This is a genomic window from Streptosporangium sp. NPDC048047, assembly GCF_040653115.1.
In the GTDB taxonomy this organism is placed as follows: domain Bacteria; phylum Actinomycetota; class Actinomycetes; order Streptosporangiales; family Streptosporangiaceae; genus Streptosporangium.
In genome coordinates this window covers 293,017-308,438 of record NZ_JBEZNH010000001.1, presented here as the reverse complement: position 1 = coordinate 308,438, position 15,422 = coordinate 293,017, and the positions used below count along the sequence as shown (strand labels likewise).

General features: G+C 75.2%; 13 protein-coding genes and 1 pseudogene. 6 read left to right on the top strand and 8 right to left on the bottom strand.

The window, feature by feature from the left end:
• Positions 1 to 81 precede the first annotated feature (81 nt).
• From AB0D67_RS01415 to AB0D67_RS01400, 4 genes and pseudogenes are all read right to left on the bottom strand, one after another.
• A pseudogene (locus tag AB0D67_RS01415) lies at positions 82 to 1,179 on the bottom strand (glycosyltransferase); the annotation flags it as partial.
• On the bottom strand, positions 1,176 to 2,816 hold the full coding sequence (locus AB0D67_RS01410) for a carbamoyltransferase C-terminal domain-containing protein (RefSeq protein WP_362928583.1): 1,641 nt from the start codon (positions 2,814 to 2,816) through the stop codon (positions 1,176 to 1,178). The pseudogene AB0D67_RS01415 and the gene AB0D67_RS01410, both read right to left, overlap by 4 nt.
• A 126-nt stretch (positions 2,817 to 2,942) precedes the next feature.
• A complete protein-coding gene (locus AB0D67_RS01405) occupies positions 2,943 to 3,215 on the bottom strand; it encodes a hypothetical protein (protein WP_362928581.1) in 273 nt (90 codons plus the stop codon).
• 54 nt (positions 3,216 to 3,269) lie between these two features.
• Positions 3,270 to 3,671 (bottom strand): DUF1622 domain-containing protein, encoded by a 402-nt coding sequence (locus AB0D67_RS01400; protein WP_362928579.1) that lies wholly within the window; start codon positions 3,669 to 3,671, stop codon positions 3,270 to 3,272.
• A gap of 152 nt (positions 3,672 to 3,823) precedes the next feature.
• Here AB0D67_RS01400 and AB0D67_RS01395 point away from each other — a divergent pair, with 152 nt between their 5' ends.
• Entirely contained in the window at positions 3,824 to 4,375 is a 552-nt protein-coding gene (locus AB0D67_RS01395) for a hypothetical protein (protein ID WP_362928577.1), read from the top strand.
• 88 nt (positions 4,376 to 4,463) lie between these two features.
• Here AB0D67_RS01395 and AB0D67_RS01390 read toward each other — a convergent pair whose 3' ends face one another.
• Positions 4,464 to 5,207, bottom strand: coding sequence for a maleylpyruvate isomerase family mycothiol-dependent enzyme (locus AB0D67_RS01390; protein ID WP_362928575.1), 744 nt, complete (start codon positions 5,205 to 5,207; stop codon positions 4,464 to 4,466).
• A 208-nt stretch (positions 5,208 to 5,415) separates the two neighbouring features.
• Between AB0D67_RS01390 and AB0D67_RS01385 the strand changes: the two genes are divergently transcribed.
• Positions 5,416 to 6,729 (top strand): NAD(P)/FAD-dependent oxidoreductase, encoded by a 1,314-nt coding sequence (locus AB0D67_RS01385; protein ID WP_362928573.1) that lies wholly within the window; start codon positions 5,416 to 5,418, stop codon positions 6,727 to 6,729.
• A 153-nt stretch (positions 6,730 to 6,882) separates the two neighbouring features.
• Positions 6,883 to 8,442: an FAD-dependent oxidoreductase gene (locus AB0D67_RS01380; protein WP_362928571.1), complete on the top strand. Its 1,560-nt coding sequence runs from the start codon at positions 6,883 to 6,885 to the stop codon at positions 8,440 to 8,442.
• 45 nt (positions 8,443 to 8,487) lie between these two features.
• On the opposite strand, the gene AB0D67_RS01375 is transcribed toward AB0D67_RS01380, so the two are convergent.
• On the bottom strand, positions 8,488 to 9,684 hold the full coding sequence (locus AB0D67_RS01375) for a globin domain-containing protein (protein ID WP_362928569.1): 1,197 nt from the start codon (positions 9,682 to 9,684) through the stop codon (positions 8,488 to 8,490).
• A 184-nt stretch (positions 9,685 to 9,868) separates the two neighbouring features.
• A complete protein-coding gene (locus AB0D67_RS01370) occupies positions 9,869 to 10,372 on the bottom strand; it encodes an Rrf2 family transcriptional regulator (RefSeq protein WP_362928568.1) in 504 nt (167 codons plus the stop codon).
• 263 nt (positions 10,373 to 10,635) lie between these two features.
• Between AB0D67_RS01370 and AB0D67_RS01365 the strand changes: the two genes are divergently transcribed.
• Positions 10,636 to 11,052: a DUF6223 family protein gene (locus AB0D67_RS01365; RefSeq protein ID WP_362928566.1), complete on the top strand. Its 417-nt coding sequence runs from the start codon at positions 10,636 to 10,638 to the stop codon at positions 11,050 to 11,052.
• A gap of 183 nt (positions 11,053 to 11,235) precedes the next feature.
• Here AB0D67_RS01365 and AB0D67_RS01360 read toward each other — a convergent pair whose 3' ends face one another.
• Positions 11,236 to 11,805, bottom strand: coding sequence for a TOPRIM nucleotidyl transferase/hydrolase domain-containing protein (locus AB0D67_RS01360; protein WP_362928564.1), 570 nt, complete (start codon positions 11,803 to 11,805; stop codon positions 11,236 to 11,238).
• A gap of 202 nt (positions 11,806 to 12,007) precedes the next feature.
• Here AB0D67_RS01360 and AB0D67_RS01355 point away from each other — a divergent pair, with 202 nt between their 5' ends.
• Together AB0D67_RS01355 and AB0D67_RS01350 are read left to right on the top strand one after the other, a co-directional pair.
• A complete protein-coding gene (locus tag AB0D67_RS01355; RefSeq protein WP_362928562.1) occupies positions 12,008 to 12,892 on the top strand; it encodes a helix-turn-helix domain-containing protein in 885 nt (294 codons plus the stop codon).
• A complete protein-coding gene (locus AB0D67_RS01350; RefSeq protein WP_362928560.1) occupies positions 12,889 to 15,405 on the top strand; it encodes a PEP/pyruvate-binding domain-containing protein in 2,517 nt (838 codons plus the stop codon). The genes AB0D67_RS01355 and AB0D67_RS01350 overlap by 4 nt, the downstream gene beginning before the upstream one ends.
• The last annotated feature ends 17 nt before the right edge of the window (positions 15,406 to 15,422 follow it).

The following is a 15,422-nucleotide window of genomic DNA, read 5'->3' as shown; positions in this document are numbered from 1 at the left end:
CCAGGCTGTTCACCGCGCCGTTCACGGAGCCGTCCACCGGGCTGCTCGCCGGGCCGTTCACGGGGCCCGCCACAGCCGGACCCGCAACTCGCCGCGCAGCCGGTGCGCGCAGGCCGCCGGTGGGATGAGGACGCTGGTGAGCAGCATCCGGCCGATCTCGGCGGGGGTGCGCGGCCCCGGGGCGATCCTGGCCCAGGCGAACTCGACGGTCAGCGCCAGCCAGCCAGTCCCGGCCGCCGCCGCGACCCCCCTGGCCAGCGCGCGTGCCGGACCCCGGCCCCGTTCCGGGAGGACCGGATTGCGGACCCGCCGGCCATGCGCCCGTCCTGGGACGCCCGGCAGTCCGCGGTTCCGCACCGGTCCGGCCGCCCGGCCTCGGCCCCGTACCGGCCCGGACGCCCGGCCGCGGGCCGGCGCGCCGGGACCGGCGATCACGGGCAGCGCGCCCGCGAGGACCGCCAGTCCGCCGAGGCAGGTGATCAGCGCGTGGCGGCGCAGCCGTCCCGGGCCGCCGCCGACGGCCATCCTCCAGGCCGGGCCGTGCAGGCGGCGCATCAGCGCGTCGTCGGCGTTGCCGCGCTGGCGTCGCACGCTCGCCCACGGCCCGTCGTCACGGAACGGATGGCTGGTGACGCGCTCGCCCCTGACCAGGCGGTAGCCGGCGGCCGTCACCCGCAGCGCCAGGTCGGCGTCCTCGCGGTAGGCGCGCGGGAAGCGCTCGTCGAATCCGCCGACCCGCTCCAGCGCCTCCCGCCGGTAGGCCATGTCGGCGGTGATCCAGCGGGAGCGGGCGAGTCCGGCGGTGGCGCGCTCGTCGTCGGTGGGCCGCCCGCCCTCGGGCGGCGGCACGTGGATGCGGCCCTGACTGCCCGCCACCTCGGCCGGCAGGCCGCCCAGGTCGGCGTGGAGCGTCTTCGCCCAGCCGGGGGCGGGGATCACGTCGTCGTCCAGGAAGGCGATCCAGGGGGTGTCCGCGGCCCGCCAGCCGGCGTTGCGGGCGGCGGCCGGCCCCCTGCCGCCCGAGCGCACCGTCCGCACCCCGTCCGGCACCGGCAGGGGTGCGGTGCCGGCGCCCGCCGGGCGGTCGTCGACGACGATGACGTCCAGGCCAGGGTCCAGCGCGGCGAGCGTCGCGGCGAGGCTCGGCCGGCCCGTGGTCGGGACCACCACGGTGATCATGCGGTGAACGCCCCCGCCCGGCGCACCAGGAACGGTCCCAGGGCCAGCACGTCCACCGGAGCCGACCCGAAGCACTCCAGCGCGTCCCGCGGATCGTCGACCATCGGGCGGCCCGCGGTGTTCAGGCTGGTGTTGACCAGCACCGGCAGCCCGGTCCGCGCCTCGAACTCCTCCAGCAGCCGCGCCAGCAGCGGCTCGCTCTCCCGCTCGACGGTCTGGACGCGGGCGGTACCGTCCACGTGGACCACCGCCGGGATCCGGCCGCGCCACTCGGGCGCCACGTCGTGGACGAACAGCATGTACGGGCTCGGCACCGGTCCCCGGCTGAAGATCCGCCCCGCCCGCTCGGCCAGCACCATCGGCGCGATCGGACGGAACCGCTCGCGGCCCTTGACGTCGTTGAGCCGCTCGGTGTTGGCCACGTGCCCCGGATGCGCCAGCAGGGACCGGTGCCCCAGCGCGCGGGGGCCGTACTCGCTGCGGCCCTGGAACCACGCCACGATCCGGTCGGCGGCCAGCTCGCCGGCCACCGCCGCGGCCAGGTCCGCCGGCCGCTCGCAGGAGACGTTCGCCGTCCGCAGCCAGGCCGCCAGCTCCGCCTCGCTCCAGGACCGGCCCAGATCCGCGCCCGGCATGGGCGCGGCCGGCTCCCCCGCCGCCGCGGCCAGGTGCAGCGCGCCGCCCAGCGCGGTGCCGGCGTCCCCGGCGGCCGGCTGCACCCAGACCCGCTCGAACGGGGTGGCCTCGCTGATGCGGGTGTTGGCCACGCAGTTCAGCGCCACCCCGCCGGCCATCGTCAGCGTCCGCAGCCCGGTGCGGCCGTGCAGCCACCGCGCCAGGTCCACCAGCACCTCCTCCAGCCTGGCCTGGACGCTCGCGGCGAGGTCTGCGTGCTCGCCCGTCCACTCGCGGTGCGGGCGCAGGGGCTTGGCGAAGGCGCTCCAGTCCACCGGCTCGGTGCGGAACCCGCCGTCCCCGGTGGGGTGGACGAGGGTGCGCAGCTCGGGCAGGAACCGGGGGCGGCCGTAGGAGGCGAGCGCCATCACCTTGTACTCGTCGCTGGAGCGCAGGAATCCCAGGTGGGCGGTCAGGCTCTCGTACAGCAGGCCGAGCGAGTGCGGCAGCTCCTGGGCGGCGAGGATCTCCAGGGCGCCGTTCCGGTAGGCGCCGGCCAGGTGGGAGACCGCCTCGCCCCGGCCGTCGCAGACCAGGACGGCCGAGTCGGTGAACGGCGCGGCCAGGCCCGCGGAGGCGGCGTGCGCGATGTGGTGGGGCACGAAGCGCACCCGTGCCGCGTCCAGTCCGGGCAGCGCGGCGGCCAGGAAGGACGGGGCGCGCCGGGCGTAGGCGGTGCGCAGCTCCTCCCAGCCGGCGTCCTGGCCCGGCCCGCCGGGCACCACGAGGTCGGGGTCGTAGGAGTAGGCCACCGCGTCCAGGTCCTCGGGGCGCAGCCCGGCGCGGTCCAGGCACCAGGCCGCCGCCTGCTCGGGCAGCTCCCACGCCGAGAACGGCACCGGGCTCTTGCCGTGCTTCCGCCGGTTGAAGCGTTCCTCCTCGGCCGCCGCGACCACTTCCCCGTCCACGACCAACGCGGCGGACGGATCATGAAAAATCGCATTTATCCCGAGAAATATCATCGAGTCGCCTCTCGTGGTGTAGTTACTTAACTACCGAGAGCAGCGCTTCTCAAAACGAACATTCCGGGAAAAGGGCCATCAAGGGCCGCAAACATCACTCTATGGAGTTTCGGCCGGGGAGGCCCGTCAGTCCCGGCGCGTCCCGGCGGCCGGAGGGGATCGTCGCACCGGCCGGGAGAAACCCGCGACCGCGATCCTGCGGATCACCACCGTGAGCGCCGCGGTGACGATCGCCGCCCAGGTCTGCGCCTGCGACAGGCGCAGCAGTCCCGCGGCGAGGAGGAAGTCCAGCAGCACCGCGACCGCGGCCCGGGGCCCGCCGGCGGGCAGAACCGCCAGCGCGGCGACCACCCCGGCGGCGACGATCAGGTTGACGGCGGCCTGGACGATCTCCCCCACCCCTGCCTCCCCGTCCTCCCCGATCCGTCCCGGCGGCACCGGCGACGCCGTGCCTCACCGGCCGGACCCCCCGGCGGCGCCGCCGGACGCGACGGGCCGGCCGGCGTCGACCACGCGCCCCTCCCGCTCGATCTCCTTGCCGAGGAAGAAGTTCAGCGCCGTCCGGATGGTCGCGATCGCGGCGAGCTGGCCTATCTGGCCGAAGCTCGGCGCCACGGCCGTGCGCAGCACGTCCCCGGCAAGCTGGAACTCCAGTCCGAGGACGAGGAACCGCCCCAGGAACAGGCGCACGCCCACGAACCCCTGCCCCTCCCGCCGTCCCACCGCGGCCAGCAGGAACCGTACGAACGCCACGGCCGCGCCGGAGAAGATGACCAGCGCGCCGGCCGCCTCGACGAGGCGGACGAACAGGTTCACGACCTCCCGAAGCGTCTCCTCGGGCAGGATTTCCGGCATGTGATGCTGTTACCCGCCGCCGGGCGCGCGGACCCCTCGGCACCGGTACGGCGAGGCGGCCCCGGCCTCCCCGCGCGGCGCGGCCGGCCGGCCGGCCGGCCTCGGAGCGTGAGTTCGCCGTCGCCCCGGGAGGCGTGAGATCGTTGCGCCCCATGAGCGGTTCGTTGACGATGCCCCGTTTCCTCCTGCCGGCCGTACTCGCCGCCGGGCTCACCGCCTGTTCGGCGGGCGGCGGCACGGCCGCTCCCCCGCCGTCCCCGGCGGTCTCCTCTCCCGCCGCGGCGGAGAGCACCCCGGCCAGTGAGCCCTCGGCCTCCGCGTCCGCCGAGCCCACCGCCCCGGACGACTCCGGGGAGACGGACTCGCCCGGGAAGCCGACGGAGGACCCCGGCGTGGCCGCCCGGGACGACGACGCCGGCGACGCGGAGCCGGCCGTCTACCTGCTCGGCGACCTCGGCCTGAACGCGGCGCAGCCGGACACCCTGGACGTGCTGACCGGCGCCGGCGACACCCAGTCCGTCCCGCTCAGCCCGCACGCCGAGGTGCTCGACCAGCGGGGCCGGATCTGCGACAAGGGGAAGGCGCCGCACCGCTGCACCGTGGACCAGCTCAAGAAGGCGCTGGGCGCCCGCAAGGCGATCCGCGCCAAGGTGACGCTCAGGAAGGGCACCGCCGTACTGGTCGAAGAGGTCACCGGGGGCTGAGGACTCCTCAGGCCCGCTGCCGCGGGCCGTCCCGCGGCACCGGTTCCTCAGACCAGGCGGCGCGGGACGGCCCGGGGCCCCGGGTTCCTCAGGCCAGGCAGCGCAGGGCGTCCCGCAGCGCCGGGTCGAGACGCCCTTCGGGCAGCCTGCCGACCGTGGCGTCCACGAACTCCGCCACGGGCAGCCGCTCGCGCCGGCCGTCCATCCGCACCGCGACCAGGTCGCCGCCCGGCTCGGCCCGGACCGGGGAGTCCCGCTCGGTGAGGACGAACGCGCCCACCGCCGCCCGCCACCGGGCGCGCCCGCCGTTCTCGCCGTCCCCCACGGGCGCTCCGACGTCGTCGGCGTGGGTGGCGTACTCGGAGTCGTAGTGGAACGCCTGCAGGCCCACCGGGTACGGCCCGGCCATGGTCGGCAGTTCGGCGTCGCGGCCGAGTTCGCGCATGCGGCGGCGCGTCTCCCCGTTGGCCCGGCGCCACTCGCCGAGCACCTCCTCCACGGGGACGTCGCGGCGGCGCCGTACGCACCATTCGTTGAAGCCGTCGAAGCCGCCGCCGACGCCCTCGCGTCCGAGCGCCGCGCGGAAGCCCTCCAGGTCGTCGTCCAGGCAGGCGTGGTTGTACATCTCCTCCCCGGCCAGGTGCGCGAGGACGTCCCGCACCGACCAGCCCTCGCACCGCGAGGGACGGGCCCATCCCGCGGCGTCGAGCCCGGAGAAGAACCGGTCCAGGCGGGCCGCCTCGGCGTCGAAGATGTCGAAGGGGTCGAGGGAGGCCAGGCGCGCCTCGGCGTCCTCGCGGTCGCCGCGCCCCGAAGCGTGTTCTGTGCTCATGCGGGTCCGGTACCCGCCCGGCCCGCTCCCGAACGGCCCGCCGCCCCGGCCCGGCCGGATCCCGTACGGCCCGGCCCTCCGACCGGCCCCGTCATCCGTACGGCCCGCCCCGTGCGGCCCGGCCTTTTCCCGCGCGGAGGCTTGCCCGCGCCCAGAAAGGGCACGCGGCTAGGACAGCAGTTCCACGACGTGGAAGGACCCATCGGAAATGGCCGACAGGCAGAGAGTCGTCATCGTGGGGGGCGGTTTCGCGGGGTTCACCGCCGCACGCACCCTCGCCCGCATGGCCCGGGGAGCCATCGAGATCGTCCTCGTCAACCCCACCGACTACTTCCTCTATCTCCCGCTGCTGCCCGAGGTCGCCGCGGGCGTCCTCGACCCGCGCAAGGTGGCGATCCCGCTGGCGGGCAACTGCCCGGGAGTGCGGCACCTGCTGGCCGCGGCCGAGTCCGTGGACATCGAGAACAGGCGGGTGACGTGCGTCGACGCCGAGGGCGACCACCGCGACCTGTCCTACGACCGCCTGGTCCTGGCCGTCGGCAGCGTCAACAAGCTGCTGCCCGTCCCCGGGGTCGCCGAGCACGCGCACGGCTTCCGCAGCATCGCCGAGGCCCTCTACCTGCGCGACCACCTGATCCGCCAGATCGAGCTGGCCGACGCCTCCGACGACCCCGAGGAGCGCCGGGCGCGCTGCACGTTCGTCGTGGTGGGCGCCGGGTACACCGGGACCGAGGTGGCCGCCCAGGGTCAGCTCCTCACCCGTGACGCGGTCCGGCGGCGGCCGGGCCTGCGCGACCAGCCGATCCGCTGGATCCTGGCCGACCTGGCCCCGCGCATCCTGCCGGAGCTGGACCGGCGGCTGTCGGACACCGCGCAGCGCACCCTGTCCGAGCGCGGCATGGAGATCCGCACCGGCACCAGCGTGGCCGAGGCGTACGCCGACGGGGTCAAGCTGTCCGACGGGGAGCACGTGCCGACCCGCTCGCTGATCTGGTGCGTGGGCGTGCGGCCCGACCCGTTCGTGGAGTCCATGGGACTGCCCACCGAGAAGGGCCGGCTGCTGGTGGACGAGTACATGAACGTCCCCGGCCACCCGGAGGTCTTCGCCTGCGGCGACGCGGCGGCGGTGCCGGACCTGACCAACCCCGGCAAGTACACGCCGATGACCGCCCAGCACGCCAGCCGCCAGGGCAAGCAGGTGGCCCGCAACGTCGCCGCCACCTACGGCCGCGCCGAGCGGAAGCCGTACAAGCACAACGACCTGGGGTTCGTCGTGGACCTGGGCGGGCTCAAGGCCGCGGCGAACCCGCTGGGCCTGCCGCTGTCGGGCCTGCCGGCGAAGGCGGTGACCCGGGGCTACCACCTGCTGGCCGTACCGGGCGGCCGGGCCCGCATCGCGGGGAACTGGCTGCTGGACGCCCTGCTGCCGCGGCAGATGGTCCAGCTCGACCTGGTGCGGGGCGGTTCGGTCCCGCTGACCAGTTCCTCTCCCGAGCGGCCCGACGGCCTCAGCGGCGGCTGACCCGCCCCGGCGGCGGGGGTCGCGCGCGAGGACCCGGGAGGGGGGCCCGCGGGCGCGGGATCCACGCGCTCCACACGCGCCGGATCCCCCGCGCCCGGCCCCGCGTCCGCCGTCCCCGTGTGTGACGGGCGGTGACGAGGGCAGGGGCGCGGCATGACGACGCAGTCTTACTGGATGGAATCGGCCCCCGGCCGGCCGCACGCGACCCTGGTACAGGACCTGGAGGTCGACGTCGTGGTCGTCGGCGCGGGGATGGCCGGGCTCAGCGCCGCCTGGGAGCTGCAGCGTGCGGGCCGTACGGTGGCCGTGGTCGAGGCGGGCCAGGTCGCGGGGGGCGTCACCGGCAACACCACCGCCAAGCTCACCGCCCAGCACACGCGGATCTACGCCCACCTGGAGAAGTCGGCGGGCGCGGAGACCGCCCGGCTGTACGCCTCCTCCCAGCAGGCGGCGATCGAGCACCTGATCGCCACGGCGGGCGAGCTGGGGATCGACGCCGAGGTGGAGCGGATGCCCGCGTTCACCTACGCCGAGTCGTCCGAGGGCGCCGAGGAGCTGTGCGCCGAGGCCGAGGCCGCGGCACGGGCGGGGCTGCCCGCGTCGTTCGTCACCGAGACGCCGCTGCCGTTCCCGGTCGCCGGGGCGGTGCGGGTGGACGACCAGGCGCAGTTCCACCCGCGCCGCTACCTCATGGGCCTGGTCGACGCCCTGGTGGCGGGCGGTGCGCTGGTCTTCGAGCACAGCCGGGTGACGGAGCTGTCCGAGAGCGACCCGTGCCGCGTCACCACCTCCGACGGCGTCACCGTCACCGCCCGCGACGTGGTGGTGGCCACGCACTATCCGATCTTCGACCGGGCGCTGCTGTTCTCCCGGATGGAGCCGAGCCGCGAGCTGGTCGTGGCGGCGGCCGTGCCCGCGGACCGGGCGCCCGAGGGCATGTTCGTCACGTCCGAGGACAACACCCGCTCGGTCCGCACCGCCCCGTACGACGAGGGCCGGCGGCTGCTGATCGTCACCGGAGAGACGTTCAAGCCCGGCGCCGGGAGGGTCGGCGACCGCTTCGCACGGCTGGCCTCCTGGGTGGCCGACAGGTTCGGCGCCGAGGAGATCTCCTACCGGTGGGCGGCCCAGGACAACCACACCGCCGACCGGCTGCCGTTCGTCGGCCTCCTGCACCCCGGGGCCCGGCACGCCTACGTCGCCACCGGGTTCGGCGGGTGGGGCATGAGCAACGGGGTCATGGCGGGACGGCTGCTGGCCGAGCTGATCACCGGGGGCGGCTCCCCCTGGGCGAAGCTGTACGACCCCCGCCGGCTGCACCCGGTGCGCGAGGCGGGCGCGGCGCTGCGCATGCAGGCCACGGTGGCGCGGCACTTCGTCGCCGACCGCTTCGGCGCGGGACAGGCGGAGGAGGCCGAGGCCCTCCGGCCGGGCGAGAGCGCGGTGCTCAAGATCGGCGGGGAGCGGTGCGCCGTGCACCGGGACGAGGCCGGCCGCCTGCACGCCGTCTCCGCGGTCTGCACCCATCTGGGCTGCGTGGTGGGGTTCAACGACGCCGAACGCGCCTGGGAGTGCCCCTGTCACGGCTCACGCTTCGGCGTGGACGGCGAGGTCCTTCAGGGACCGGCCGTCGAGCCGCTGGCCCCGGTCGAGGGTCTCGCGACCGGTCCCGGCTCCGTCCGGGCGGACGGTCCCGGAGCGGGCCCCGCGTAGGGGCCCGCGGCCGATGACGGGTGGTCCGGCCGGGGCCGGCGGGGCTCAGCCCTCGGAGCCGAGCCACAGGTCGGGGCCGAAGACCTCGTAGTGGACGTCCCGCGCCGCCACGCCCGCGCCGATCAGCGCCGAGCGCGCCGCCCGCATGAAGGGCAGCGGACCGCACAGGTAGGCCGTCGCCCCCTCCGGGACCTCCGTCCCGGCGAGGTCCATCCACCCGGAGCGCTCTCCGCCCGCCGCGCCGTCCTCGTACCAGAAGAGGCGCGTCGCGTCGGGCAGCGCGGCGACCAGGCGCTCGGTGTCCTCGCGCAGCGCGTGGTCCGCCGGGGAGCGGTCGGCGTGCAGCACCAGCACGCGCCGCGTGGAGCCGGTGCGGACCAGGTGCTCCAGCATGGCGACCATGGGGGTGCAGCCGATGCCGGCCGAGGTGAGCACGAGCGGGCCGTCGCCGTCCTCCAGGGCCACGTCGCCGAAGGGCGCGGTCAGGGTCAGCTCGTCCCCTTCGCGGACGGCGGCGTGCAGGAGGTTGGAGACCTCGCCGTCCGGGCCGCCCTCGCCGCGCACCCGCTTGACGGTGATGCGCCGGAGGCCGTCCTCGCTTGAAAGGCCCGACAGGCTGTACTGGCGGAGCTGGCGCACGCCGTCGGGCATGCGCGCCTCGACGCTGACGTACTGGCCGGGACGGGCGGGCGGGACCGGCCCGCCGTCGGCCGGGCGCAGCAGGAAGGACACCACGTCGGGCGTCTCCTCGCGGCGTCCGACGACGCGCCACCGGCGCCGGCTGTCGCCGTCGGCGATGCCCGCCTCGGCGTAGAGACGGGCCTCCATGGCGATCAGCGAACCGGCCATCAGCCAGTACACCTCGTCCCAGGCGGCGGCGACGTCCGGGGTGACGGCGTCGCCCAGCACCTCGGCGATCGCGCCGAAGAGGTACTTGTGGACGATCACGTACTGGTCGTCGGTGACCCCGAGCGAGGTGTGCTTGTGCGCGATGCGGGCCAGCAGCGCGTCGGGGCGCTCACCGGGGTTGTCCAGCAGCATCGTGGCGAACGCGGCGATGGAGCCGGCCAGGGCGCGGCGCTGGGCCCCGCTGGCCTGGTTGCCGCGGTTGAACAGGCCGTCGAGCAGCTCCGGGCGCTCGGCGAACATCGTGCCGTAGAACCGGGCGGTGATGTCGTCGAGCGACGCTCCGATGACCGGCAGCGTGCTACGGACGATCGCTGCGGACTCCGCGGACAGCATTGGACCTCCTGCGACGGGTGCGGGGAGATGCGGCCAACTTAATTTGCATCTCACATACATATTAAAGACCGCGTGGCCGCCCCTCCTCCGGGGCCGGAGGTCACCCGCCATAGGGCCGAAAGTCACATCATCCGGAAATCCCCTGTTCAGCGGGTTCCGCGACGGGGGTGTCCCATCGGGGGCCTCAGAACGCGGTGGACGGCGCTCCCGACGTCACCCCGGCTGCCTCCTCGGACGGCTTCCGGGACGGCGTCCTCGGCGGCAGCAGTCCGAGCAGCACCGGTCCGGTCGGCTCCGTCACCAGCTCGTCGATCGTGACCGGGTCGAGCGCGGCGTAGAACGCCTCCCTGGCCCGCGCCAGCGCCCCGCGCAGCCGGCACGCGGCCCGCAGCGGGCAGGGCACCGCGTCCTCACAGCCGACCACGTCGCCGTCGCCCTCCAGCGCGCGGACGATGGCGCCGACCGACGCCCGGTGACCCGCCCCGGTCAGCCGCAGCCCTCCCCCTCGCCCGCGCCGGGTGTCCACCAGCCCCATCTCGCTCAGCCGCGCCACCGCCTTGGCCGCGTGGGTGTACGGCACGGCCAGTACCTCGGCGACCGACCGGGTCGCGGGCTGCTCCTCGCCGTCCGCCACGGCCAGCCGCATCACGATGCGGAGCGAGATGTCGGTGAAGGCGGTCAGGCGCATGCAATCACGGTATTCCGTCCAGCCCGCCCCGGCGACCGGCCGGTACGGCACGGGCCCTCCCCTACCCCGGACGCGGTAGATCCGCCCGGCTCGTACGGCGTCTGCGACAGAGAGAAGCACCTCCGCAGGCGGATGCCCGGCGGCGGGTCCGGCGGGCATGGTTCTGGCGTCCGGTCACACGAAGCGCCCGGTCGCAGAAGCGCCCGGTCACACGAAGCGTCCGGTCGCAGAAGCGTCCGGTCGCGGGGAGAGGGGAGCACCTCATGTCCGTCCTGTCTGTGGTCGCCACACCGATCTGTACGAGTGCGACGGAATGCGCGGGTCAGGGTGTCGGCACCTTCCTCGGCACTCCTCAGCGGATCTGGGCCAGCATGGCCGCACTGCTGGCGTTGGGCGCCGTGGTCATGGGTGCCGTGGCCATCGGCCGGCCGGCGCCGCGCTCCGGCCGTCGCACCGGCGACGGCCGGAGGAGAGCAGCCGTCGCAGCCCTGGCCGGGGGCCTCATCGCCGCGGTCAACGGCGCGGTGAACCTGGCGGTCGCCGACGGCGGCCTCGGCACCGGGAACGGAGTGTTCGGAGGCGCCCTGGCCTTGGCGTTCGGACTGGCCGCCGCGGTCCTCGGCGGACTGTCCCTGGCTCGCTCCCGCCGTACCGCCGAGCGCTCGGCCGCGGACCGCTGAGCGGGCGTCCGAGAAGTTTCAGGCTCCGGTTCCAGGACCGGCGTGGCATCTACGGGGTGCCGCGGTCGGCGGCGTCCCCCGATGTGGAGCGGGTACCGCTGTGCGGCCTTTCCCGTGTCCCTGATCCGGGCAGCCGGAAAGCCCGGATCGTTCCCGGCCTGGTTCCCGTACGTCCCCCGGCGGTCAGCGGCCGGAGAGGCAGGCCAGCAGCCCGTCCAGCGGTCGCGGCACCCGGTCGGGGTCGAGTGCCGCGGCGAGCAGGGCGGAGTAGCGGATCTTGCGACCGCCGCCCGCGCCCATGAACCGGCGCAGCTGATCGTGCGTGTCGCGTCCGCGCCACGCGGGCTGCCTCTGCAGGGTGCGGAACGAGCCGAGCTCACCCTCGGCGTCGAGGACGCGCTCGACCGCGGCGGCGCCGAGGGCGCGGATCAGCTCGTCCTCCAGGTCGGCGACGCACACGAAGAATCCGAGCGCCTCCAGACCGCTCCGGCCGGGACCCGGCCCGAGACCGGCGCGCTCGAGTGCCCGCCGGAAGTCGCCCTCCTCCCCTGCGTCGCACAGGCCGGCCAGCCGGAGACCGCTACCGGCGGGACCGAACCTGCCGACGTGGGCCCCGATGTTCGTGGCCCCGCCCATCGCCACGACGGAGACGCCCTCGGCCGCCAGGTCCAGGCCACGGCGCGCGGCCAGCGCCTCGACGGCCGACCTGTCGCTGACGCCCTCGACCAGGACCACGGTCCGCGTATCGCTCACGGGCCCAGCCTCGCACCGAGTCCGAGGAGCTTCACCCCCTTTTACGCCGCGGACGCAGTGAGCCCGCGAATCCCTGGACGGCCGGGGCGGCTCCTTCCGGGCACGGCGCGGGGCCGCGGGAGCGGTCCGGCCCCCTCCCGCCGGGCCGTCCAGGGATGTGCTATCAATTAAATGACCAAACAGTGGAGTTTGGTCAAAATTCTTGGAACGGCTGGTTCTCAAGGACATGACGGCACAGACCAGACCCCATGACGGCTCGCCCGGCGAACCGTCCGGCGACACGCACGGCCCGCCGGGCGACTCGCGGAACGGCCCCGGAGACGGCCCCGGAGACGGGGCCGGGGCGCGGCCCCGGCGGCCCGGCCGGCCCCCGCGCGACGCCGCCCGGCACCTGGAGCGGGCGCACCGCATCCTCGACACCGCCTGCGACCTCGTCCTCGACCGGGGCTACGACGCCACCACGGTCGGGGACATCGCCCGCCGCGCCGGGGTCGCCAAGGGCACGATCTACCTGCACTGGCGGACCCGCGAGGAGTTGTTCGCCGCGCTGCTGCGCCGGGAGCGGGCCGAGATGGCCGCCGACGTGCGGAAAAGCGTGGAAGACACCCCCGGCCGGCTCCGCGACCTGCTCGGCCTGCTCGCCGCCGGGCTGCTGCGCAGGCCCCTGCTGCGGGCGAGCCTCCTCGGCGACTCGGAGGTGCTGGGCGGGCTCACCCGGGCCAAGCGCGACGGCCCGGCGGACGCCGAGCTGCGCGCCGGGCTCGGCCCCTACCTCGCCGAACTGACCCGGCGCGGCGCGCTGCGGGCCGACCTGACGCCCGCCGAGCACGTGACGGCCCTCTCGTCCATCCTCTACGGGTTCCTGACCATCCCCCGCCTGCTGCCCGGACCGTACGTCCCGGACGACGAACGGCTGGCTGAACTCGTCGCCGACGCCTGCGGCCGGACGCTGGAGTCCGGCACGGCGCCCACCGGCGACGACGCCCGCGAGATCCGTCAGGCGACCCTGCGGCACATCGACTTCGTCCTGGAGAGCGCGCGGCGGAAGCTGAGCCTGTCCCTGGGCACCAAGGAGACCCCCCGATGAACGTCATCCCCTTATCCGACGACGCCGCCGACCTCGCGACCGCGGGCGGCAAGGGCGCCTCCCTCGCCCGTCTGGTCCGCGCGGGCCTGCCGGTGCCCGGCGGCTTCTGCGTCACCACCGGCGCCTACCGCGACTTCGTCTCCCGCGGCGGCCTGCACGAGGAGATCATGCGCGCCGTCGCCGACCTGCCCGCCGACCGGGCCGCACGGCGGATCGCCGAGCTGTTCGCCTCCCGGGAGGTCCCCGGGGAGACCGCCGCGGAGATCCTCGCCGCCCACGCGAAGCTCGGCGACGACGTCCCGGTCGCCGTACGGTCGTCGGCCACCGCCGAGGACCTGCCCGGCATGTCCTTCGCCGGGCAGCAGGACACCTACCTCAACGTCCGCGCCGGCGGCCTGGTGGCGGCGGTCGCGCGTTGCTGGGCGTCGCTGTGGACCGAGCGGGCCATCGCCTACCGGACCGGACAGGGCGTCCCGCACGACGACGTGGCGCTGGCCGTGGTCGTCCAGGAACTCGTGCCCGCCGACGCGGCCGGCGTCATGTTCACCGCCGACCCGGTCAGCGGCGTCCGCGACCGGATCGTGGTCAACGCCTCCTGGGGACTGGGTGAGGCCGTCGTCGGCGGGCAGGTGACACCCGACACCGTCGTGGTCGACCGGTCCACCGGCGAGGTCGCCGAGGAGCACGTCGCCGACAAGGCCGTCATGACGGTCCGCACGGCCGGCGGCACGCGCGAGGAGCCGGTCCCGGACGACCTGCGCCGCCGCCCCGTCCTCGACCGGGCGCTCGCCGTACGGCTGGCCCGGCTCGGCGAGGAGATCGAGGAGCTGTACGGCACGCCCATGGACGTCGAGTGGGCCCTGCACGACGGCACGCTCCACATCCTGCAGGCCCGCCCGGTCACCGGCCTGCGCCGGCCCGTCGAGGAGTGGAACGACTCCCTGAAGGGCGACTACCTGTGGACCTCCGCCAACCTCGGCGAGGCCATCCCCGACGTGATGACGCCCTGCACCTGGTCGGTCGTGCGGCTCTTCATCACCGAGGCCATGTCGGCCTCGACGCTGCCCGGCTTCGACCTGGTCGGCAACATCGGCGGCCGGTTCTACATGAACCTCAGCGTGATGTACTCGATCGCCGCGGCGCTGGGCATGAAGGGACGGCTCGGCGCGACCGAGCAGGTCTTCGGCAGGCTCCCGGCCGGTCTCGACGTGCCGCCGCTGCCCGCCTCGCGCTGGGAGATCATCAGGGCCGTGCTGCCCCTGGCCTTCACGCTGCGCCGCCGGGTGCGGGTCAACCTCGCGCGGATGCCCGCCTTCCTCGCCACGGCCAGGGAGCGCAACGCGCGGCTGCGCGGGCGGATCGCCGGGACGACCTCCCCGGGCGAGCTGGCCGCACTGTGGGAGGCGGAGCTGCTGCCGTACCTGACGGAGGCGTGCCGGGTGCTGGAGGCCGCCGGGCGGCAGGGCGGCGCGACCCTGGTCATGACCCGCGACCGGCTGCGCGGGCTGGTGGGCGAGGTCGACGCCGAGGCGATGCTCACCGGGGCCGGAGCGGACGGGGAGCTGGCCAGCCTCGGCCCGATCGTCGGCCTGGGCAGGCTGGCCAGGGGTGAGATCGACCGGGAGACGTTCGCCCGCGAGTACGGGCACCGGGGGCCGCACGAGTTCGAGCTGTCGTCCCCCCGGCCCGGCGAGGACCCGCGGTGGATCGACGCGCAGCTCGCCGCCATGTCCGGGGTCGAAGACAGGGAGGAGGAGCTGTTCGCCCGCCGGAGGGAGGCGGGTGAGGCCGCCTGGCGGCGGTTCGGGGAACGCTTCCCGCGCAGGGTCGCCGCCATGCGGCGGCGGGTGGCCCGGTGGAGCCTGGTCGTCCGTGACCGCGAGGCGACCCGCTCCGAGGTGATCCGGGCTTTCTGGGCGGTACGCGACCTCGTGCTGCGGGCCGGGGAGCTCACCGGCCGCGGCGACGACCTGTTCTTCCTGTCGATCCAGGAGGTCGTCGCCCTGCTGCGCGGCGACGAGAGCCCCCTGGACCGGGTCGCGGTACGGCGGGCGACCTACGAGCGCTACGCCGCGCTGCCCGCCTACCCCACGCTGATCGCCGGCCGCTTCGACCCCGAGCGCTGGGCCGCCGACCCCGGTCGGCGGCGCGACCTCTTCGACGCCCGGGGCGGCGGTGCGCCGGTGAGCGAGACGGTCACCGGGTTCCCCGGCGCGCCCGGGATCGTCGAGGGCACGGCCCGCGTCATCGACTCCCCCGAGGACGGCGACCGGCTCGCCCCGGGCGAGATCCTCGTGACGACGCTGACCAACATCGGCTGGACCCCGATGTTCCCCCGCGCCGCCGCCGTCGTCACCGACATGGGCGCGCCCCTGTCGCACGCCTCGATCGTCGCGCGCGAGCTGGGCATCCCGGCGGTGGTCGGCACCGGCAACGCGACCATGCGCCTGCGCGACGGCGACCGGATCAGAGTGGACGGCGAACACGGCACCGTGGAGGTCCTCACCACCTGACGGTGGCACGCGGCGCC